The sequence below is a fragment of the Solwaraspora sp. WMMD406 genome (assembly GCF_029626025.1).
GTDB lineage: Bacteria > Actinomycetota > Actinomycetes > Mycobacteriales > Micromonosporaceae > Micromonospora_E.
In genome coordinates, this window is sequence record NZ_JARUBF010000001.1 from 2793574 (window position 1) to 2813938 (window position 20365).

Genomic DNA, 20365 nt, shown 5'->3' on the forward strand with positions numbered 1-20365 from the left:
ACCGTCAGGTGACCCGGACCCACCGCACGTCGGAGCACCACCGGAGGAGACCATGACCAGGACCGGGCGATACCGGACCCTCGCCGCGTCGACCGTCGCCCTCGTCGGCCTCGGCGCCGTCGTCGTCGCGACGCTGCTGGCGCTGACCGCGCCGGCGCAGGCGGCGTCGTTGGGCGAGGTGCAGTTGTCGCAGACCAGCGGCGGTGTGTCGGATGAGCCGATGTTCGTCAGCGCGTCGAGTGCGGCGTGTCCGGCGGGGTTCGGGGAGAACGCTGGTTTGCGGATCGGTCGTCCGGGTGGGCCGTACTCGAATCTGGGTCGTCCGCTTGGTGGTGGTGGGTTCGATTCGGCGCCGGTGACGATCGAGGCGAACCGGTCGTTCACCACGGCGATCGGTGGGTCGGCTCCGGCGGCGGGTGAGTGGTGGGTGATCATCGAGTGCTACAGCCTGACCGAGGGGCGGCACCCGGACGAGTTCGTCACCCCGATCACCGTCTGTGACACCCTGTGGCGGGTCGGCAGCGGTTGCGGCGCCGCCACCACGACCCAGCTGACGCTGGTGACCGAGCCGGCCGGCCAGGTGCCGTCCGGTGCCGAGGTGACGCTGACCGCCACCGTCGAGCCGGCGACCGCGACCGGCGTCGTCCGCTTCCGCAGCAGCACCGACGACGGCAACGGCGCGCCCGGCGACCTCGGCGAGGCGACCGTCACCGACGGCGTCGCGCGCCTGGCCACCACCGGCCTCACCGTGGTTTTCGGCACGCAGGTCGCGTACACGATCACGGCCAGTTTCGTCCCGGCCGATACCGACGTATACGCACCGTCGTCGGCGACCGCCCCACTCCTGGCATACGTCGGGTTGCCGCCCGCCGGGCTGGCTCTGGAGGTCAGCCCGGACAGCCCCGCGCCAGCCGGTGCTCCGGTCGTGCTGACCGCCCGTACCAGTCCGGGTGACGTCGCCGGCACCGTCAGCTTCAGCCGTAGGCTGGCCGACGCGCCGGTCTTCGAGCCTTTCGCCGAGCAGGCCGTCACCGCCGGGACGGCGACGGCCACAGTCTCGGGGCTGGCCGCCGGCCGCTACGACTTCCAGGCCCGGTTCGTGCCGGCGGCCGACAGCGGGTACGCCGAGTCGGAGTTCGTCACCCTGGCCGGCTACCAGATCGGCACCGCCGCCGAGCCGCAGTCGACCAGTACGTCGTTGACCGTGTCGCCGGCCGGGCAGCGGACCGTGGACACCGAGCTGACCCTCACCGCGACGGTCACGCCGAACGCGGCCGCCGGCAGCATCCGGTTTCTCGACGGTGACGTCACCCTGGCCACGGTCATCCTCAGCGGTGGGACGGCCAGCCACCGTACGGCGTCGCTCGCCCTCGGCAGCCATCAGCTCAAGGCCGTCTTCGTGCCGGCGGACGCCGAAGCCTACACCGCCTCCGAGTCGCCGGTGACCACTGTGGAGATCACCGCCAGCGGTGGTGGCGGTGGTGGTGGAGGAGGCAGCGGTGGTGGTGGAGGCAGTGGTGGTGGGAACGACGACAGGCTGCCGAACACCGGTCTGCCGCTGATCACCATCGGGCTTGTCGGTCTGTCGCTGATCGGCGTCGGCTCGGGCACGCTCCTGGCCACCCGCCGTCAGCCGCAGCGACCGCCGGTGGACTGGCCGGACGCCGACGTGCCGGACGGCCCCCGGCCATGACCACCACGCTGCCACCGGCGGCGCTGTCGACGCCACCCGTACCGGACCCGGTCCGGCGACCGGAACCGTCCGACCCGGTCGGGTCGTCGCTGCCGCCGCAGCGGCTCACCTACTACCTGCCCGGCACCGCGCTGACCATCCTCGCCGTGGTGCTGCTCGGCTTCGTGGTGCACCTGACGGTCATCTCCCACCTGCAGTACGCCCGCAACCAGCAGACCGCGTTCGCCGACTTCCGTGCGGACCTGGCCCGGGGCACCGCGCCAGTCGGCCAGACCCAGGTCGAGTACGTCGACGGAGTTGCCGGCCAGGAGCATGTCGTCGACCCGGGTACCCCGGTCGCGGTGCTGCGGATTCCAGCGATCGACCTGCAGACGGTGGTGGTCTCCGGCACCAGTGGCGAGACGCTGCGGCAGGGGCCGGGCCACCGCCGTGACACGGTGCTGCCCGGTCAGCCCGGCACCAGCGTCCTGCTCGGCCGCAAAGGCGCCTACGGTGCCCCGTTCCGAGACCTGGACCTGCTGCTGCCCGGCGACGAGATCGTGGTGGTCACCGGACAGGGTGAGCACACCTATCGGGTCCTCGGTGTACGCCGGGCCGGCGACCCGGTTCCGGCGCCGCTGACCGACGGCGACGGCCGGCTCACCCTGGTCACCGCCGACGGACCGCGCTACCTGCCCCAGGATCTGCTGCGGGTCGACGCCGACCTGGTGTCCGAACCGCAACCCGCGCCACCCCGACGGTTCGGCGCGGCGGCGCTACCCGCCAGTGAACAGGCACAAGCCGGCGACGACGCCGCGTGGACGCCGCTGATGCTGTGGTGTCAGGCGCTGTTCCTGGCCGGGTTGGCCGTCGCCTACCTGCGGGCGCGGTGGGGCGGCTGGCAGGCGTGGATATGCGGGCTGCCGGTGTTCGCCGCCCTCGGGTTCGCCGCCACCGACCAGATAGCCCGACTGCTGCCGAATCTCCTGTGACGTACCTCGACAAGGGAACTGCCATGGCCGCTGCCGCCGAAGCCGACCTGACCCGCACCCGGCTGGACCTGGCCGCCGTGGGTGACCAGCCGCCCGATCCCGATCGTGACGACGCGCATGGCTCTGCCCCTGGCCGGGCCGGCGACGCCGCTGGCGCGGTCGGCGACGCCCCGGGACGGGCCGGCGACGCGGCCGCGCTGGGAACCCTCGACGCCCGAGCGGTCTCCGCCTGGTTCGGCGAACGCAAAGTGCTCGACCGGGTGTCGCTGACCATGCCGGCCGGGCAGGTGACCGCGCTGATCGGCCCGTCCGGATGCGGCAAGTCGACGTTCCTGCGGATCCTCAACCGGATGCACGAGCTGGTACCCAGCGCTGCCCTCGCCGGAGAGGTCCTGCTCGACGGGCACGACCTCTACTCGCCGCAGCGTCGGCTGACCGACGCCCGCCGACAAGTGGGCATGGTGTTCCAGAAACCCAACCCGTTCCCCGCGATGTCGATCTACGACAACGTGCTCGCCGGCCTCAAACTCACCGGCACGCGGGCTTCCCGGTCCGTCCGCGACGACCTGGTCGAGGAGACACTCAGCAAAGCCGGCCTCTGGAAGGAGGTCCGGGACCGTCTACGTTCCCCCGGCGGGGCGCTTTCCGGCGGGCAACAGCAACGGCTCTGTATCGCCAGGTCGCTGGCGATCCGCCCCCGAGTGCTGCTGATGGACGAACCGTGCTCCGCGCTGGACCCGACCTCCACCCGCCGCATCGAGCAGACCATCGCCGAGCTGGCCAGCGAAGTCACCATCGTGATCGTCACCCACAACATGCAGCAGGCCGCCCGGGTGTCCCATCGATGTGCCTTCTTCCTCGCCGAACACGGCACACCAGGGGCGATAGTCGAACATGGATCGACCGCTGCGATGTTCGACGCGCCGCGCGACGAGCGGACCGCCGACTACGTGCACGGCCGGTTCGGATGAGCGTCGCTGGGGCCGGCACCGGAAGTTAGCCTCCCGCACGTTCGGCGGAGACGTTGGCCTGCCCACCGGGTCACGACCCGTGTGAAGCCTGAGTGCCGGCCGGACCAGCAAGGCCCGGCCTAGCGCCACCTCAAGAGAGGAAGTGATTCATGAGCAAGCGTGTGTTCGCTCGTGCGGCCGCGCTGCTGGGCGCCGCCGCGCTCACCGGCGGCGTGCTGGTGGCCGTCGCCGCGCCGGCGCAGGCGGCGTCGTTGGGCGAGGTGCAGTTGTCGCAGACCAGCGGCGGTGTGTCGGATGAGCCGATGTTCGTCAGCGCGTCGAGTGCGGCGTGTCCGGCGGGGTTCGGGGAGAACGCTGGTTTGCGGATCGGTCGTCCGGGTGGGCCGTACTCGAATCTGGGTCGTCCGCTTGGTGGTGGTGGGTTCGATTCGGCGCCGGTGACGATCGAGGCGAACCGGTCGTTCACCACGTCGATCGGTGGGTCGGCTCCGGCGGCGGGTGAGTGGTGGGTGATCATCGAGTGCTACAGCCTGACCGAGGGGCGGCACCCGGACGAGTTCGTCACCCCGATCACCGTCTCCGGCACCACCTGGCGGGTGCCGATCGCCGAGGCCACCAGCACCACGCTCGCCGTCGCCCCGGCCAGCCCGGTCGAGCAGGGCGACGAGGTCACCCTGACCGCGACGGTCACCCCCGGTGCGGCCGAGGGAACCGTACAGTTCCGTCGGGGTGCCTCGGTCATCGGCACCGCGCCGGTCACCGGCGGGACCGCCACCCTGACCACCACCGCGCTGCCGGTCGGCACCCACTCGCTGACCGCGACCTTCACCCCGGCTGACGCCACCGCCTTCAGCGGCTCGGTGTCGTCCGCAGCGACCTACACGATCACCGCGAGCAGCGGCTCGATCAACGACCAGCAGGAAATCATCGCCGACGTCGAAGCCGGCGCGTTCACCCTGGACGTCGCGGGCGACACCGCACTGCTCACCGGCGGATCGGTCGGCGGCTCGGCGACCGGCGAACTGCACAGCGCCACCGTCACCGACCTGCGCGGCAGCAACGCCGGCTGGGACCTGACCGGTCAACTCGCCGACTTCGTCGGTCCGACCGCGACGATCTCCAGCGGCAACCTCTCGTGGACCCCGTCGGCCACCCGTACCAGCGGGTCCGGTGTGGTCACCGCCGGTGCCACCGCCGACCTGGGGGAAACCCGCACCCTCTGCTCGACCGCCGTCGGTGCCAGCGCCGGCCAGTTCACCTGCGACGCAGACCTGGAGCTTGCCGTCCCGGACGACGTCGCGCCCGGCGAGTACAGCGCGACCCTGACGCTGACTCTGGCCTGACCCGTCAGCCGGCGCCGCCGACCCATGTCGCCGGCGCCGGTCCAACCCGACCAGGGTGGGGACGACGCGACATCGCGTCGTCCCCACCCGCCGTAATTCGACGTCACCCGTGGAGCCGCCGAGATGAGCACGAACCCACGCAGCACCCGCGTCCTCGCCCCGGCCACCCCGGTACGGGTGGGCCGAGCGGTGGCCCTGCTGCTCGCCCCGCTGCTCGCCCTGACGCCGGCGCCGGTCGCCGCCGCCCCTGGGCCACTCAGTGCGCAGGCATCTACCGTCCCCGCCGACGAGTTCCGGTGGAGTGTGCAACCGTCCAGCCCGAGCGGCCCCAACGGCCGCAGCGAGTTCGAATACGAGCTCGCCCCCGGCGAGCGGATCAGCGACTGGCTGGCGATCAGCAACCTGACCGACGGTCCGCTCACCGTCGACGTCTACGCCACCGACGCCTTCACCGCGCCGGACGGCGGCTTCGCGTTGCTCCCGGCCGCCGACGCACCGACCGGCGCGGGAGCCTGGCTGACCGTGCCGAAATCGGCGTACACCCTGCCGGCCGGTAAACGCGCGGACATCCCGTTCCAGCTGACCGTGCCGGAAAACGCCACTCCCGGAGACCACATCGGTGGTCTGATCGCGTCGGTGACCACCGACGAGACGCAACCCGGCGGGCAGACCATCGCGGTCGAGCGGCGGATCGCCGCCCGGGTCTACCTGCGGGTGGCCGGACCAGCCGACCCGCGGGCGCTGATCACCGCGGTCGACGTGGACTACGCCGCGCCGCCGCTTGCGGTGCCGGGCGAGGACCTGACCGTAACGTACCGGATCGCCAACGACGGCAACGTCCGCTTCTCCGGCACCGCCCGGGTCGTGGTCACCGGCCCGCTCGGGATACGCCTGGGCACCAGCGACACGATCGAGATCCCGGAGCTGCTCCCCGACTCGGAACTACGACTCACCGAGACCCTTCCCAGCGTGCTCCCCGCCGGCTGGATCAGCGCCACACTGACCGTGAATCCGCAGGCTGGCGAGGACCCGCTGCCGCAACTGACCGGATCCGCGTCGATGTGGGCGGTGCCGTGGCTGCTGATCGTGATCGTCGGGGCCGGTGGACTGATCGCGGCAGGGCTGTGGTGGCGTCGCCGCCGTGATCGGGCCCTGGCCGCCGCTCCCGGTTTCGACGACGATGTGGTCGCCACGACCCATCCGGCGCCGGCGTCATGAGCCGTCTGGTGCCGCGCCTGCTCGCCGTCGCCGGAGCCGCCCTGGTTCTCGGCTTGCCGGCGGCCGGAGCGGCCGGGGCGGCCGGCGAATCGGACACCGACGACGGCGTACGGATCGTCGTATCCATCGCACCGGCGCCGGGTACGACACCGACCGGCTCGCCCACCCCGAGCGCCTCCCCGACTCCGACGGGCACACCGCCTCCGTCCGTCACGCCGACACCCAGTGGTACGGCTCCGCCGTCGACCCTCGCGCCAACCGGGTCTCCGACCACCGCACCACCCGGTGGTGGTCCACTACCTCGCACCGGTGTGGCACTGGGCGGGCTGCTCGCCACGGGAACCCTGCTCGTCGCCGCCGGTGCCGGCATCCGCCGGCTGGCCCGCCGCCCTGACCCACCCGGAACGCCCGGAGCCGCCCGGTAGGCTCGCCCTGACCACGCTGCGCGGGCGACGGCGGTCGAGCGCGTAACGGCAGTCGAACCGGCACCGGGCGGGTCGGGTCGGTCGGGTCGGTCGGGTCGGGTCGGTCGGGTCGGCAGAACAGTCGGGTGGAACAGCGGCGGAGAGGGGTGTGGCGATGACCGAAGCGGCTAGGGAACGGTCGGTCACGAACTGGGCCGGCAACGTCGTCTTCGACGCGCGTCAGGTGCACCGCCCGACCAGCATCGACGAGCTACGTCGGATCGTGCGGGTCGCGACCCGGATCCGTGCGCTCGGCACCGGACACTCGTTCAACCGACTGGCCGACACCGACGGCGATCTCGTGTCGGTCGCCGGGCTGCCCGCCACGGTGACCATCGACCGGGAGCGCTCCACGGTCACCGTGGGCGCCGGCGTCCGCTATGGCGAACTCGCCGCTCACCTGCACCAGCACGGATACGGCCTGCACAACCTGGCGTCCCTGCCGCACATCTCGATCGCCGGCGCGTGCGCGACCGCCACCCACGGATCCGGCTGGCGCAACGGCAACCTGGCCACCGCCGTACGGGCGATCGACCTGGTCGCCGCCGATGGTGAGCTGGTCACCCTGGACGAATCCGACGCCGACTTCGCGGCGGCCGTCGTCGGCCTCGGCGCTCTGGGCATCGTCACCGCGTTGACCCTGGCGATCGAGCCGAGCTTCGACGTCGCGCAGTACGTCTACGAGGGTTTGTCCCGGGACGCGCTGGGGCGGCACTGGACGCCGATCATCCGCAGCGGCTACAGCGTCAGCCTGTTCACCGACTGGACCGGTACGGACATCAATCAGGTGTGGGTGAAGCGTCGCACCGATCGGGACCATCCGCCGATCGACGCCGACGCCTGGGCGATGACGCCGGCCGACGGTCCACGCCACCCGGTGCCCGGCATGCCGGCGGACAACTGCACCGGTCAGCTCGGCGTGGCTGGGCCCTGGCACACCCGGCTGCCGCACTTCCGGTTGGACTTCACTCCGAGCAGCGGTGCGGAACTGCAGTCGGAGTACCTGCTCTCCGCCAACGACGCGATCGGTGCGCTCGACGCGGTCGGCCGAATCCGTGACCAAGTGGCGCCGGTGCTGCAGATCAGTGAGATCCGTACGGTGGCGGCCGACGAGTTGTGGCTGAGCCCGAACTACCGGCGGGACAGCGTCGCCATCCATTTCACCTGGATCGCCGACACCTCGGCGGTAACTCCGGTGATCGCGGCGGTGGAGCGGGCGCTGGCGCCGTTCGCCCCGCGACCGCACTGGGGCAAGCTGTCCGACGTCGGTCCTAACGAGTTGCGCACCCGCTATCCGCGCTGGTCCGACTTCGCCGATCTGCTCGTCCGCTACGACCCGACGGGTACGTTCCACAACGCCTTCCTCGACCGCTACTTCCCTCGCTGACCGGTCACCCCGGCCGGACGCGACCGTGACCTTCGGCGTGCTGACAGCGACGGGACACCGCTGATCCGGGCCCGGGTCCGACTGTCGTCAACCACCGGCCCGGACCGGATTCCAGCCAGACCCGGCCGGTGCGGCGATCGGCAGGGTGACGACCGCCATCGTCGCGTCGCCGCCGACCGCAGCGGCGTCCCTGGTCGCTTTCGCCGCCGCCCGGGGCAGCCAGCGGCGCATCCGGTGGGCCTCGGCCGTGGCGGCGGCGGCTTCGGTCCGCAGGCTCCACGCGGCGGCACGAGCGACCTCCGCCGCCTGCCAGGCGTCGCGTTCCCAGGCGCTGGCGGCACGATACTCGGCGTACCGCCGGTCGCGGATCACCGCACGCAACACGAGTTCCTGCTCGACGGGATGCCTCCGTGGGTCCCACCCGTTGCGGCTGGCCAACGCGTCGGTGAGCTGCCCCACGGACAACTCCCGCCGCCAGTAGGCCGCCATCGCCGCCCGGTGCAGGTACCGCTCGCGGTCGGCGTACTCGATGGGGGTGCGGGCGGTGGTGGGGACGGGCAGCGCGGCGGCCGCGGCGATCCGGCGGACGGCCAGATCAGCCGCGTCGAAGGTCCGCCAGGCGGCATCGACCTGGTTCTGGACGGCCAGCCAGTCGTCGTGCCGGCGGCGGGCCGTGCGGGCCGCCCGGTCGGCGGCGACGGCGACCTCGTCGGCGTAGCGGACGGCGTCGCGGGCCCACTCGGCGCGGTGGGACCGGCGCAGCAGCCGTTGTCGTACGCGTCCGACAGTCTCCGTCAGCCAGCGGCTGGTCGTGCCGGCCAGCCAGCGTCCGGCCGTGGCGGCCAGTCGGTCGGCGGCGGCGCGGTCGGCTCCGGCGCGGTCGGCGGGTTCGGACCGCCGGGTACGGGCGATCAGCACGGCCATGGCCACTGTGGCGAGCAGCAGCAGCCCGGTCCAGATCGCCACGGCGCGGGAGATGTCGAGCAGGAACTGGGAGAGGACCATCTCGGTCAACGGGGGCACCTCGTCGGGTCAGTGGGTGGGTTCGGGCCGCACCGGAGTGGGCCACCGGAGTGGGTGATCGGGGTGGTCGGGGTGACCGGTAGCCGCGACCGCAGGCCTGGTCGGGCGGCACGAATCGGCTTCGAACGTCGCGGTCGTGGCGCGGGGCGACGGCTGGCTGGTCGATCGGCTGGCTGGTCGATCGGCTCAAGCCGGAGACCAGAGCGCCGGTCGCTGGGCCAGGTAGGCCGTCGGTCCAACCGGGCAGACCCGGTCTGGTCAGGCCGCCGGTGGCGCGCGCGGTCCGGCCGGGGTCGAGCCAACGCGTCGAGGGCCGGAACCGGCCGACTCGCGCGGGCGGCCGACATCACCAACGGCCGGGCGTACGATCGTCGTCGCGACTTCGGCGCCGTCGGCTTCGGACGCGATGTCGGTTTCGACCTGGACCTGGAACTTGATCTGGGTTGACGGCGCGTACCCGGCGGCCGGATCGGCCGCGTCGGCCAGTCCTGGCGCGGTGGTCGACGGCGTCGTCGGGTCTGCTCCGGGCGCCGGTACGGACCCGGTGCCGAGGCCGACGGAGAGTGCGACGACCGTGATCGCGAAGCAGGTCAGCAGCCGGATCGAGCGCCGCGCCTCCCACCACAGTGGTGAGTGGAGCGCCGTCAACCGCACGCCGACAAATGTAGCGTGTGCCGAGCGGCGCACCGAAAGGACATGGCAGGCATGAACGAGATTCACGACTCGACCGGGGTGGCCCTGGTCACCGGTGCGTCACGCGGGCTCGGCGCGGTGATCGCCCGCGCACTCGCCGCAGCCGGCTGGCCGGTCGCGGTCAACTATCGGTCCGACGCGCACGGGGCTGACGAAGTCGTCCGGGCGATCGGATCGGCCGGCGGCACGGCGGCCGCGTTCGGTGCCGACGTCACCGACGAAGCGGCGGTGGCGGCGCTGGTCGACGAGGTGGCCCGGCGACTCGGCCCGGTACGGGTCGTGGTCGCCAACGCCACCGGACCCCAACCGGAGGTGCCGGTCGAGCAGCTCACCTGGCAAGACCACCTCGACCAGCTGGCCTTCTTCGTCAAGAGTCCGACCCTGCTGGTACGGGCCACGCTGCCCGGCATGCGGGCCGCCGGCGGTGGTCGGGTGATCCAGATCGGCTCGGACATGGTCGAGCGCGCCACCCCGGGCTGGTCGGCGTACGTCGCGGCGAAGGGCGCGCAGCTCGGACTGACCCGTACCTGGGCCCGGGAGCTGGGGCCGTCGAACGTGACGGTCAACCTGGTCGCGCCGGGATGGATACCGGTGGAGCGGCACGCCGACACGACCGAGGAGGCATTGCGCGGGTACGCGGCCCAGGTCCCGTTGGGCCGGGTCGGCCGACCGGAGGACGTGGCCGCCGCCGTCTGCTATCTGGCGTCACCGGCGGCCGCGTTCGTCACCGGGCAGCGGATCACCGTCAACGGCGGCCACACCATCTGAGCCGATGCCGGGACGCCAGACGGGCCGACGGCCGAGGCCGACTCGGCACGCCAGGTGGGCGGACGGCGGGACGCCAGCCGACTGGCCGTACCGCCGATGGGCTCAACCCTGGGCGTGGATGCGGGCCTTGACCCCGGTGTTCTCGGCCAGCATGTGCAGCAGTCCGGACCCGTCGATCAGCTCCAGCGGCTTGCCGGAGGCGAACTCGAACGCCGCCGGCAGATAGCCGGCGGTGGTCACCAGGATGCCGTTCGAGGCGCTTTCCGCCTGGACCGTGCCGAACAGGTCCCGGACAGCGGACGCGTCGACCGTGCCGCCGCCCCGACGCGCCAGGACGATCACCTTGCCGCCGAACAGCGGACGTGGATCGTGCGCCACGCATTCGACCGTGCCGTCCGGTCCGGTCCGTACCTGCCGCATCTCCAGACCCAGCTTGGTGAACAGGTCGGCGATCAACTGCTGGAACTGATCGGCCGGCAGGGTCAGCAGGTTGGGCCGCTGGTCGAGGTCGGCGAGGACGTCGATCTCGTCGGCGAACCGCTTGTCCACCTGGTCGAATTCGACGATGGCCGGGATCGGGTCCAGATCGACCGGGTGCGGCGAGATCCGGCCGCCCAGCCGACGTAGGCAGGCGGCCGGGTCGACGTTGGCGAGATTGATCGACACGAACTGTTCGCGTCCGGTCCGCAGGCTGACCAGACACGGTCGGGCCCGGCGGCCGACGCCCGGGTCCACCGTGTCGACGATGCCGTTGAGCACCACCGTCTCCAGCAGGCGGGTGCGGTCGGCCTCGTAGAGCTCGTGCACGGTCCGCAAGGTGATCTGGGTGATCATGTCGGCGTACCGGTCGGTGATTTCCGCCTCCGGGCGGGCGACGGCCACCACCTCGTCGTCGTCCGCCACGTACCGGTATTCGCGGACGCGCGGGATCACGTCGGCCGTGGGTAGTTGGTATTCGACCACCAGTTGGCGGGACTCCGGCAGATAGGCCAGCCGGTAGCGCTGGGGAAAATCATCCGGATAGATTGAGTTGCCGAGCACCAGCCCGAAGTACTCGACGACCGCCTTCGGATCGGCGGCGGCGAAAACCGCGGCGAACCGGTCGATGGCCGCGTTGTGCGCGGCGACCTTGGCCGCCAACTTCTCGCAGGCCTGGCGGTATTTCTCCGTGGCGGCGGCCAGCCGGCGCTGGCGTTCCGCCTCCGCCGCCTCGTGTTTCGCCGTGGCCTGTTCGAACGCCTGCTGCGCCTCGGCGACCTGCTGCTGGTGGCGGACCTCGCCACCGAACATCTTGCCCAGCCCCGCCGGAGCCGGCGGCTCGAAGTCACGCCAGCGCGGCGGGTTCAACGGTACGGCGAGGTTGCCCGGCTCGAACGGGGGTGGGGTCGTGCTGCGCTTGAGACGATCGAGGTCGATGTGGTCGTCGACGGCGAGCGTATCGGCGAGCAGCTGCTCCAGATCGGCCAGCCGGGACCGCAGATTGGCGTTGGCGGCGGCCACCTTCGCCGTTCGCGCCTTGGCGTACAGCCGTTTGCGGTTGCGTTCGTCCTCGGCGGCGGCCTGCTCCGCGGCCCGGCGGGCGTTCTCCGCTTCCCACACCATCTGCTGGTGTTGCCGGAACGTGGCAGCCTGGGCGCGTTGCTGGGCGTGCAGCTGCTGCGCGTGCGCCCGCTGCATCTCCTGCATGCTGCTCATCTGTCGTCCCCGATCGTCGTGCCGGTCAGCTCCTACCCAGCTGGCCTGTGCCACCGTGCTGGCCTGTGCCACCGTGCCGAATACCCACTCTGCCGATCCGGTCACCGTCACCAGACGTACGCCAATCTTGTCTGGCCGTCACAGTAGCGTCCAGTGTCCACCGACGCGTCGTCGGCCGCCGCTGCCTATCCTGGTCCCTACCCGCCACGGGAGCGGGCGGCGCGCGCGTGTTCGGCGTCGGCGCAGGTACGGAAGGGACTCGCAGGTGGCGGTCGAAGGCGTGACGGCGGTCGGTGACGACGAGCATCTCTGGTTGGAGGAGGTGGCGGCTGAGCGGGCACTGGACTGGGTCGGGCGGCACAACACCGAGACCGTCGAGGCGTTCGCCGCCGACCCCCGGTTCACCCGGCTGCGTCAGAGCCTGCGCGAGGTGCTGGACTCCGCCGACCGGATTCCCCAGCCGGCCTGGCGCGGGACGTACCTGTACAACCTGTGGCAGGACAAGCAGCACCCGCGCGGTCTGTGGCGACGCGCCAGCGTCGACTCCTACCGGCAGGCGTCGCCGCTCTGGGAGGTGCTCCTCGACATCGACGAACTGGCCCGGGCCGAGGGCGTCAGCTGGGTATGGCAGGCACCGCACCTGCTGCGTCCCAGCTACGACCGCTGCCTGGTCCGGCTCTCCCGAGGTGGATCCGACGCCGCGGTGGTGCGCGAGTTCGACCTGACCACCCGGGAGTTCGTCGACGACGGGTTCGTCCTGCCCGAGGCCAAGAGCACCGTCGGCTGGATCGACGTCGATCACATCTATGTCGGCACCGACTTCGGCCCCGGCTCGCTGACCACGTCCGGCTATCCACGGACGATCCGCAGCTGGCGGCGTGGCACCGCACTGGCCGACGCCCCGGTGGTGTTCAGCGGCGACGTCGACGACGTGCTGGTGTCGGCGGCCCACGATCCCACCCCCGGCTACACCCGCGACGTCGTCACCCGGCGTACCGAGTTCTTCCGCAGCGAGACCTACCTGCTGCGGCCCGACGGCGCGGCGCGGCGGATCGAAGTCCCCACCGACGCCGAGATCGACCTGCACCGGCAGTGGCTGGTGATCCGGTTGCGTAGCGCGTGGCGGGTCGGAGCGGCCGAGTATCCGGCCGGGGCGGTGCTGGTCACCGCGCTGGACCCGTTCCTGGCTGGCGAACGGGACCTCGCCGTGGTGTTCGAACCCACCGAACGGACCTCGTTCAGCTACCACGTGTGGACCCGCGACCATCTGCTGCTGGCCACACTCACCGACGTCCGCAGCGAGATCACCGTGCTGACCCCACGGACCGACGGCTGGGAGCGGCGGATCCTGGGCGACGCCGGGGGATTCGACCACACGGAGGTCGTCGACACCGAACCCGACCAGGGCGACGGGTTCCTCCTCGACACCAGCGGGTTCACCCGTCCGCCGACCCTGCTACTGGGGAGCGTCGACGGTCCGGTGGAAACCCTGAAACGTGGACCGGCGTTTTTCGACGCCGACCAGATCAGTGTGCGGCAGTTCTTCGCCGTCTCCGCGGACGGCACCGAGGTGCCGTACTTCCTGGTGGCTCCGGACGCCGTCGCGACCGCCGCCCCGCCTGCCGCAGCAGCGACCGCCGCCCCGCCTGCCGCAGCAGCGGCCGGGGCCGCGAACGGTGCCGACGCCGACGGTACCGACGCCGACGCCGGCTCGGCCGCCGGACTCACCCTGATGACCGGGTACGGCGGGTTCGAGGTCGCCTGGACCCCGGCCTACAGCGGGATCATCGGCCGGGGCTGGCTCGCGCGGGGCGGCAGCTACGTGGTGGCCAACATCCGGGGCGGCGGCGAGTACGGTCCCCGCTGGCACGACGCCGCCCTACGGGAGAACCGGCCCCGGGCGTACGAGGACTTCGCCGCCGTGGCGACCGACCTGGTCGCCCGGGGCCTGACCACCCCGGATCGCCTCGGCATCTTCGGTGGCAGCAACGGCGGCCTGCTGATGGGCGTCATGCTGACCCGCTATCCGGAACTGTTCGGCGCGATCGTCGGGCAGGTCCCGCTGCTGGACATGCGTCGCTACCACAAGCTGCTCGCCGGGGCGTCCTGGATGGCCGAGTACGGCGACCCGGACGATCCGGCCGACTGGGCGTTCCTGCGCGGATACTCGCCCTACCACAACATCGCGCCGGGCCGGCCGTACCCGCCGACGTTGTTCGTCACCTCGACCCGCGACGACCGGGTGCATCCCGGTCACGCTCGCAAGATGGTCGCCCGGCTGCGCGAGCACGGCTACGACGTGAGCTACTACGAGAATGTCGAAGGTGGACACGGCGCGGCGGCCGACAACGCACAGCAGGCGTTCAAGTGGGCGCTGCTGCTGGAGTTCGTCCGTCGGGCGCTGACCGCCGATCGACGCTGACCGGCTGCGGCCTGTTCGGTGGTGGGTTGAACGCCTGGGTCCGGGCACTGCTCGACGAGGTGCCAGCGGGGTGATCCGGACGGCGCGGTGACGGCCGGTGCGCGGGGATCCGGTGCCTCGGCCGGCTGGCGAACGCTCAATCTGAGCGGTTGATCCTGGTAGATGTGTTGACAGGCGATCATCTATTAGTGAACTCTCTTTACAGAGAGCGCTCTCTGGACCTGTCACCCCCTCCCACCTTCCGGAGGTTCACCCATGAGACACACCTGGGGAGCGCTGCTGGGCCTGGCCCTTGCCGCGAGCCTGATCGCCGTACCGCCGACCGCCGCCAGTGCCGCGCCGCACACCACCTCGGTCGGTGCCGGCGTAGCCGACAGCCCCGTAGCCGACAGCCCCGTAGCCGACAGCCCCGCAGCCGACAGCCCCGCAGCCGGCGCCTTGCCAGCCGAACAGCTCGCCGCTCTGCGCCGGGACCTCGACCTGACCACCGAGGAGCTGACCACCCGGTTGGCCGTCGAGCGACTCGCCCCGTCGATCGAGCGACGGTTGCGAGCCGAGCTGGCCGACACGTACGCCGGGACCTGGGTCGCCGCCGACGGCCGTACCGTCGTCGTCGGGGTGACCGACCCGGCGCGGGCCGACCGGGTCCGCGCGGCCGGTGCCCAGCCCCGGATCGTCGCCCGGAAGCTGGCCGAGCTGGACCGGCTCGCCGCCGGACTCGACCGGCGGGCCGCGACCGCCAGCCCGGCCGTGCACGCCTGGTACGTCGACCCGGTCAGCAACACGGTGGCGATCCAGGCGGCGAACGCCACGGCGGCCACCACCTTCGCCCGAGCCGCCGGGCTGCCCGTCGACGCCGTCTCCGCCGTCGTCAGCGCCGACGCCTACCGGCCGGTGTACGACATCCGGGGCGGTGACCAGTACGTCATCAACAACTCCGTGCTCTGCTCGGTCGGCTTCGCCGTCGCCGGCGGCTTCGTCACCGCCGGCCACTGCGGCGGCGTCGGCGCGTCCACCGCCGGCAGCGGGGTCGCCCAAGGTACGTTCCGGGGCTCGTCATTCCCCGGCGACGACTACGCCTGGGTGCAGACCAACGCCAACTGGGTGCCCCGGCCCTGGGTCAACAACTACGGCGGCGGCACCGTCACCGTCACCGGATCCCAGGAAGCGGCGGTCGGTGCCGCCGTCTGCCGCTCCGGCCGGACCACCGGGTGGCGGTGCGGCACCATCACCGCCAAGAATGTCACCGTCAACTACTCCGGGCAGCTCGTCTACGGACTGGTGTCCAGCACCGCGTGTGCCCAGCCCGGTGACTCCGGCGGCTCGTTCCTCGCCGGCACCCAGGCCCAGGGCGTCACCTCCGGAGCCGGCGGCACCTGCGGTTCCGGTGGCACCACCGTCTACCAGCCGGTCAACGAGATCCTGTCCCGTTACGGGCTGACGCTGACCACCACCGGTAGCGGCGGCGCGACGAGCCGGCTCATCGGGCTGGCCGACAAGTGCATCGACGTACCGAATTCCAACGGCGTCGACGGCCAGCACCTGCAGTTGTACCGCTGCAACGGCACCAACGCCCAGAACTGGACGTTCCCCGGTGACGGCACCATCCGGGCGCTGGGGCTCTGCATGGACGTCGCCTGGGGCTCCACCGCCAACGGCGCGGTCGTCCAGCTGGCGAACTGCAGCGGCAACCCGGCCCAGCAGTGGGTGCTCTCCGGTGCCGGTGACCTGGTCAACCCGCAGGCGAACAAGTGCGTCGACGTGGTCGACTGGAACACCGCCGACGGCGCCCGACTGATCATCTACGAGTGCCACGGCGGTGCCAACCAGAAGTGGCGTCGCGGCTGACCGGTTTCCGTGAGCGGCATGCCCTGCTCAGCTTCCGTGACCGGTGTCATCCGCCCCCGACGAGCCCGGTCGGCTGCTGCGGCCCTATGTTGAGATCCGGGTGCGGGACGCGCTCGCGGTGACCGGCGACGGATCGGTCGCCTTACCTGCACGACGGCCGGCCGGTGGGACCGCACCGGACGGGAGAGAGGACCGAGACGTGGGCATCTACGACATTCCGCTGACCACTCTGGCTGGTGCGCCAGCGTCGCTGGGGGACTTCGCCGGCAAGGCCATGCTCGTGGTCAACGTGGCGTCCAGATGCGGGCTCACTCCGCAGTACGCCGACCTCGAACAGCTGCACGAGCAGTACGCCGAGCGGGGCTTCACTGTCGTCGGCTTCCCCTGCAACCAGTTCGGTGGCCAGGAGCCGGGCAGCGCCGAGGAGATCCAGGAGTTCTGCTCGGCGACGTACGGCGTGACGTTTCCGATGTTCGACAAGGTCGAAGTCAACGGCCCCGGCCGGCACCCGGTCTACACGGAGCTGGTGACCGCGACCGACACGGACGGCAATGCCGGCGACGTGCAGTGGAACTTCGAGAAGTTCCTGGTGGCACCGGACGGCGCGGTGGTCGGCCGGTTCCGGCCGCGGGTCGTGCCGACCGACGCCACGCTGGTCGCCGCGATCGAAAAGCAGCTGCCCCGGTAGGAGCACCGGCGGGACGGCGGTCTTCTCCTGGTCGATGGTCCGATGCGATCGAGGGGCGGTTCTCGTGGGCGGCTGGCCTCGGCCAGCCGCCCACTCACGAATCGACCATGTCGTCGCGGACCGGTAGGAACACCGTGGCGACGGCCATCGCCGAGGCCGGTCGGTCAGCGGCCGTACCGCGCCGAAGGCCGCCTCGCGTAGGCCCGCCACGATGGTCAGCGGTGCCAGCACCAGCAGGACCAGCGCGATGAACAGCCCGGTCGCCGGCGTCCTTCCAGCGGGGACCCCAGCAGGCGGCCTCACATCGGAGCCGGTTCCAGGACCGCCAGGTGTGGCCGAGAGTGCCCAGCACGACGAGGGTTGCGGCCAGCGCGACGCCAGCCGTGGTGTTCGACGCCCAGTCAGAGCCGCCCCCCGCCGGGTGCCGCCACGTCGACGGTCAGCAGCACGAGCAGGACGACCGCCGCCGCCCGGGCCGGGCCGGCGACCAGTGGCAGCAGAGTGAGGACCGGACGCAGGATCAGCAGTAGGACTCGGACCAGGTAGGCGGGCCAGGCGCGACTTACCGGCCAGGTGGCGCGGTACATGAGATGGACAAGTCGGTTGGCCAGCCCGTACCGGTAACTGACCGGCAGATCGCGTACGGTCTCGCTGCCCAGCGACACTCGACGGGTCAGTTGACCCCAGAGGCTGACAGCCAGTCTCGGCGCGTTGATTCTGCGCCGGCCGCACAGGTGATTTACCTCGGCGTAGCTCGGTCGTGCCGTCCGGGCGCGGGCGGGTACGGCGCAGCACGTCGATCTCGGCGACCGCGCCGCCGATCCAGGTCGCCAGGCTGACCCCGCCGCGAAGTGCCAACGCGATCCGCAGCTCGCGGCAACTCGTCTGATCGGCGTCGGGTTTCCCGTCGCGCTCCTTGCCAGACGTTTCGGCTTGGCGTTGGGACATGATCGATCACCACCAGCTCAACGGCCCGCCTTCGGCGACGTTCCCTGCCGTGATGGTGACACAACGTGAACAAGACTCGGGATAGTTTACCCGTACCGGCGGGATGAACGATCGACCGCCAGTCGAACCATCACCCCGTGATAGGGCGGGACCGGTATCCCCAAAAACATTGAAGAACGTACGTTTATCGATAGTGTTCGCACCGGGTACCCGCCGCGCCTGTCGCTCAGGCCATCCCACATCTGGTCCACGCATCGCCCACAAGGCCGTGCGGAACCCCCCGAAGATGAGGACACCGCGACGATGAAGCTGTTTCCCCTCCTGTCCCGAGCGCTGCTGGTCACCGGGTTCGTGATCGCCGGCCTGGCCGTGCCGGCCGCCGCCAGCGCCGCGCCCCCGTCGAGCACCGCGGACGAGGTCGGCACCCTGGTGGTCAACGGCCGGCCGGCCACCGAGAACTACTCGTTCATGGTCTACACGTCCGGCTGCACCGGCTCGTTGATCAAAGCCAACTGGGTGGTCACCGCCAAGCACTGCCCGACCCCCAGCTCGGTCCGCGTCGGCAGCGTCAACCGCACCAGCGGCGGCGTCGTCGTCCGGGTGACCCGGGCGGTCAACCACCCGACGATCGATGTCAAGCTGATGCAGCTGGCCAGCTCGGTCAGCTACGCCCCGGCGCCGATCCCCACCACCTCCGGCGCGGTCGGCACCGCCACCCGGATCATCGGCTGGGGGCAGACCTGCGCACCCCGGGGCTGCGGCTCCGCGCCGACCATCGCCCACGAGTTGGATACCTCGATCGTCGCGGACAGCCGCTGCCTGGGGATCAACGGGCGGTACGAAATCTGCACGAACAACACGAACGGCAACGCCGGTGCCTGCTACGGCGACTCCGGCGGCCCGCAGGTACGGCTGGCCTCCGGCCGCTGGTACCTGATCGGTGCCACCAGCCGCGCCGGGAACAACAACTCCACCTGCGCCACCGGCCCGTCGATCTACGGTGACCTGACGTCGATCCGCAGCTGGATCAACACCCAGGTCGGCGGTCTCCCCGCCTGATCCACCCGCTCGGTCCGCCCCCGAGCCATGGGGCAGCCGTTCGACACCGCTCCGGTTCGCCGCGCGAATCACCGCGCGGCGAACCGGAGCCGCCACTGCCGGTATGGTGCCTGCTGTGCAGCCCCCGACCCGCCCGCGCCCGCCCCTGTTGCGGCGGGCGCTCCAGGTCGTCGTCGTCGGAGTCTTCGTCGGCTTCATCGTCTGGGCCGTCGCCGGCCAGTGGTCCCAGGTACGGGCCACCGCCGCCGACCTCTCACCGGCCGGCCTGCTGCTCGCCACCGCTGCCGCGCTCGCCGCGTTGTGGTGCACCTTCCTGAGCTGGCGGGCGATCCTCAGCGACTTCGGCAGCACCATCCCGGTCGCCGCCAGCGCGCGGATCTTCTTTCTCGGCCAGCTCGGCAAGTACCTGCCGGGCAAGCTCTGGCCGATCCTCACCCAGGCCCGGCTCGGTCGCGCCTATCAGGTTCCCGGCCGGGCCTCCGCCGCCGCCGCGCTGTTGGTGATGGCCGTCTCGCTCGGCACCGGCCTGCTGCTGACCGCTGCCCTGCTGCCACTGGTCAGCCCGGCGGCGTTCGACGACTACTGGTGGACGTTGCTGGCGTTGCCGCTCGCCGCGATCGCGCTGTGGCCGCCCGTACTCAACTGGGGTCTGGCGCGAGCCATGCGGCTGGCCCGCCGCGAACCGATGCCCCGGCCGCTGACGCCGCGCGGCATCAGCCAATCCGTCGGCTGGTCGGTCCTGGCTTGGCTCGGCTACGGCGGGCACCTCTGGGCGTTGTTGTGGGGGCTCGACGCCGAGGCCGCACACCTGGTCGTTCTCTCCGTCGCCGCGTTCGCCGGTTCGTGGGCGATCGGCTTTCTGCTGCTGGTGGCTCCGGCCGGCGCGGGGCCCCGGGAGGCCGCCCTGGTGGTCATTCTCGGTGCCAGCGTGGGTCAGCCGGTCGCGCTGGTCGCCGCCGTGCTGTCCCGCCTGCTGATCACCCTCCTCGACGTCGCCGCCGCCGTGTTCGTCATCGCCGTTCACCGGCGTCGTACGGCAGCGGCCGGCGATCCCGCGCCGACTGGCCCGACACCGGTCGGCGATGCCGCACCCGTCGGCGATCGGGCACCCACCGGTGCCGGGCACCAGGACGCCGTGACACCGACGGGACCGTAGCCAGGATCGGGCGGATCG

17 protein-coding genes are annotated in these 20365 nt (G+C 71.6%); 13 read left to right on the forward strand and 4 right to left on the reverse strand.

Going from position 1 to position 20365, the window contains the following annotated elements; genetic code table 11:
• The first annotated feature begins 52 nt into the window (after positions 1-52).
• The 7 genes from O7632_RS12750 (at position 53) to O7632_RS12780 (ending at position 8047) form a co-directional block, all read left to right on the forward strand.
• Positions 53-1693: an Ig-like domain-containing protein gene (locus O7632_RS12750; RefSeq protein ID WP_278114278.1), complete on the forward strand. Its 1641-nt coding sequence runs from the start codon at positions 53-55 to the stop codon at positions 1691-1693.
• Positions 1690-2664, forward strand: a complete 975-nt coding sequence (locus tag O7632_RS12755; protein WP_278114279.1) for a class E sortase — start codon at positions 1690-1692, stop codon at positions 2662-2664. Before O7632_RS12750 ends, O7632_RS12755 begins: the two co-directional genes overlap by 4 nt.
• A gap of 23 nt (positions 2665-2687) precedes the next feature.
• Positions 2688-3635: a phosphate ABC transporter ATP-binding protein gene (locus O7632_RS12760; protein ID WP_278114280.1), complete on the forward strand. Its 948-nt coding sequence runs from the start codon at positions 2688-2690 to the stop codon at positions 3633-3635.
• Positions 3636-3784: 149 nt separating this feature from the next.
• On the forward strand, positions 3785-4978 hold the full coding sequence (locus O7632_RS12765; RefSeq protein WP_278114281.1) for an Ig-like domain repeat protein: 1194 nt from the start codon (positions 3785-3787) through the stop codon (positions 4976-4978).
• A gap of 123 nt (positions 4979-5101) precedes the next feature.
• Positions 5102-6196, forward strand: a complete 1095-nt coding sequence (locus O7632_RS12770; protein ID WP_278114282.1) for a DUF916 domain-containing protein — start codon at positions 5102-5104, stop codon at positions 6194-6196.
• On the forward strand, positions 6193-6621 hold the full coding sequence (locus O7632_RS12775) for a hypothetical protein (RefSeq protein ID WP_278114283.1): 429 nt from the start codon (positions 6193-6195) through the stop codon (positions 6619-6621). The genes O7632_RS12770 and O7632_RS12775 overlap by 4 nt, the downstream gene beginning before the upstream one ends.
• 154 nt (positions 6622-6775) lie before the next feature.
• Positions 6776-8047, forward strand: coding sequence for an FAD-binding protein (locus tag O7632_RS12780; protein ID WP_278114284.1), 1272 nt, complete (start codon positions 6776-6778; stop codon positions 8045-8047).
• Between the two features lie 87 nt (positions 8048-8134).
• Here the strand turns inward: O7632_RS12780 and O7632_RS12785 are convergent, their stop codons facing one another.
• Both O7632_RS12785 and O7632_RS12790 read right to left on the reverse strand, forming a co-directional pair.
• Positions 8135-9052 (reverse strand): hypothetical protein, encoded by a 918-nt coding sequence (locus tag O7632_RS12785; RefSeq protein ID WP_278120011.1) that lies wholly within the window; start codon positions 9050-9052, stop codon positions 8135-8137.
• A gap of 276 nt (positions 9053-9328) precedes the next feature.
• The gene (locus O7632_RS12790; protein ID WP_278114286.1) at positions 9329-9724 is read right to left on the reverse strand and encodes a hypothetical protein; all 396 of its coding nucleotides are present in this window, start codon (positions 9722-9724) and stop codon (positions 9329-9331) included.
• A 51-nt stretch (positions 9725-9775) separates the two neighbouring features.
• Here O7632_RS12790 and O7632_RS12795 point away from each other — a divergent pair, with 51 nt between their 5' ends.
• Positions 9776-10531 (forward strand): SDR family oxidoreductase, encoded by a 756-nt coding sequence (locus O7632_RS12795; protein WP_278114288.1) that lies wholly within the window; start codon positions 9776-9778, stop codon positions 10529-10531.
• Between the two features lie 102 nt (positions 10532-10633).
• Here the strand turns inward: O7632_RS12795 and O7632_RS12800 are convergent, their stop codons facing one another.
• Positions 10634-12226, reverse strand: a complete 1593-nt coding sequence (locus O7632_RS12800; protein WP_278114290.1) for a restriction endonuclease — start codon at positions 12224-12226, stop codon at positions 10634-10636.
• A gap of 265 nt (positions 12227-12491) precedes the next feature.
• Between O7632_RS12800 and O7632_RS12805 the strand changes: the two genes are divergently transcribed.
• The 3 genes from O7632_RS12805 to O7632_RS12815 all read left to right on the forward strand — a co-directional run bounded on the left by O7632_RS12805 (position 12492) and on the right by O7632_RS12815 (position 17184).
• Positions 12492-14648, forward strand: a complete 2157-nt coding sequence (locus tag O7632_RS12805; protein ID WP_278114292.1) for a prolyl oligopeptidase family serine peptidase — start codon at positions 12492-12494, stop codon at positions 14646-14648.
• A 255-nt stretch (positions 14649-14903) separates the two neighbouring features.
• Positions 14904-16496, forward strand: coding sequence for a ricin-type beta-trefoil lectin domain protein (locus O7632_RS12810; RefSeq protein ID WP_278114294.1), 1593 nt, complete (start codon positions 14904-14906; stop codon positions 16494-16496).
• A 199-nt stretch (positions 16497-16695) separates the two neighbouring features.
• Positions 16696-17184: a glutathione peroxidase gene (locus O7632_RS12815; RefSeq protein ID WP_278114296.1), complete on the forward strand. Its 489-nt coding sequence runs from the start codon at positions 16696-16698 to the stop codon at positions 17182-17184.
• 401 nt (positions 17185-17585) lie between these two features.
• Here O7632_RS12815 and O7632_RS12820 read toward each other — a convergent pair whose 3' ends face one another.
• Positions 17586-17849: a hypothetical protein gene (locus O7632_RS12820; RefSeq protein ID WP_278114297.1), complete on the reverse strand. Its 264-nt coding sequence runs from the start codon at positions 17847-17849 to the stop codon at positions 17586-17588.
• Positions 17850-18435: 586 nt separating this feature from the next.
• Between O7632_RS12820 and O7632_RS12825 the strand changes: the two genes are divergently transcribed.
• Positions 18436-19191: a trypsin-like serine protease gene (locus O7632_RS12825; RefSeq protein WP_278114298.1), complete on the forward strand. Its 756-nt coding sequence runs from the start codon at positions 18436-18438 to the stop codon at positions 19189-19191.
• 115 nt (positions 19192-19306) lie between these two features.
• Positions 19307-20347 carry a lysylphosphatidylglycerol synthase domain-containing protein gene (locus O7632_RS12830; protein WP_278114300.1) on the forward strand — a complete coding sequence of 347 codons (1041 nt, stop codon included), beginning with the start codon at positions 19307-19309 and terminating at the stop codon, positions 20345-20347.
• Positions 20348-20365: the final 18 nt, after the last annotated feature.

What these genes read in the sequence shown, in the direction of transcription:
- O7632_RS12825 (WP_278114298.1), top strand. Translation starts at nt 18,436, where the DNA reads ATGAAGCTGTTTCCCCTCCTGTCCCGAGCGCTGCTGGTCACCGGGTTC.
- O7632_RS12755 (WP_278114279.1), top strand. Translation starts at nt 1,690, where the DNA reads ATGACCACCACGCTGCCACCGGCGGCGCTGTCGACGCCACCCGTACCG.
- O7632_RS12765 (WP_278114281.1), top strand. Translation starts at nt 3,785, where the DNA reads ATGAGCAAGCGTGTGTTCGCTCGTGCGGCCGCGCTGCTGGGCGCCGCC.
- O7632_RS12770 (WP_278114282.1), top strand. Translation starts at nt 5,102, where the DNA reads ATGAGCACGAACCCACGCAGCACCCGCGTCCTCGCCCCGGCCACCCCG.
- O7632_RS12800 (WP_278114290.1), bottom strand. Translation starts at nt 12,226, where the DNA reads ATGAGCAGCATGCAGGAGATGCAGCGGGCGCACGCGCAGCAGCTGCAC.
- O7632_RS12780 (WP_278114284.1), top strand. Translation starts at nt 6,776, where the DNA reads ATGACCGAAGCGGCTAGGGAACGGTCGGTCACGAACTGGGCCGGCAAC.
- O7632_RS12775 (WP_278114283.1), top strand. Translation starts at nt 6,193, where the DNA reads ATGAGCCGTCTGGTGCCGCGCCTGCTCGCCGTCGCCGGAGCCGCCCTG.
- O7632_RS12795 (WP_278114288.1), top strand. Translation starts at nt 9,776, where the DNA reads ATGAACGAGATTCACGACTCGACCGGGGTGGCCCTGGTCACCGGTGCG.
- O7632_RS12785 (WP_278120011.1), bottom strand. Translation starts at nt 9,052, where the DNA reads ATGGTCCTCTCCCAGTTCCTGCTCGACATCTCCCGCGCCGTGGCGATC.
- O7632_RS12760 (WP_278114280.1), top strand. Translation starts at nt 2,688, where the DNA reads ATGGCCGCTGCCGCCGAAGCCGACCTGACCCGCACCCGGCTGGACCTG.
- O7632_RS12810 (WP_278114294.1), top strand. Translation starts at nt 14,904, where the DNA reads ATGAGACACACCTGGGGAGCGCTGCTGGGCCTGGCCCTTGCCGCGAGC.
- O7632_RS12750 (WP_278114278.1), top strand. Translation starts at nt 53, where the DNA reads ATGACCAGGACCGGGCGATACCGGACCCTCGCCGCGTCGACCGTCGCC.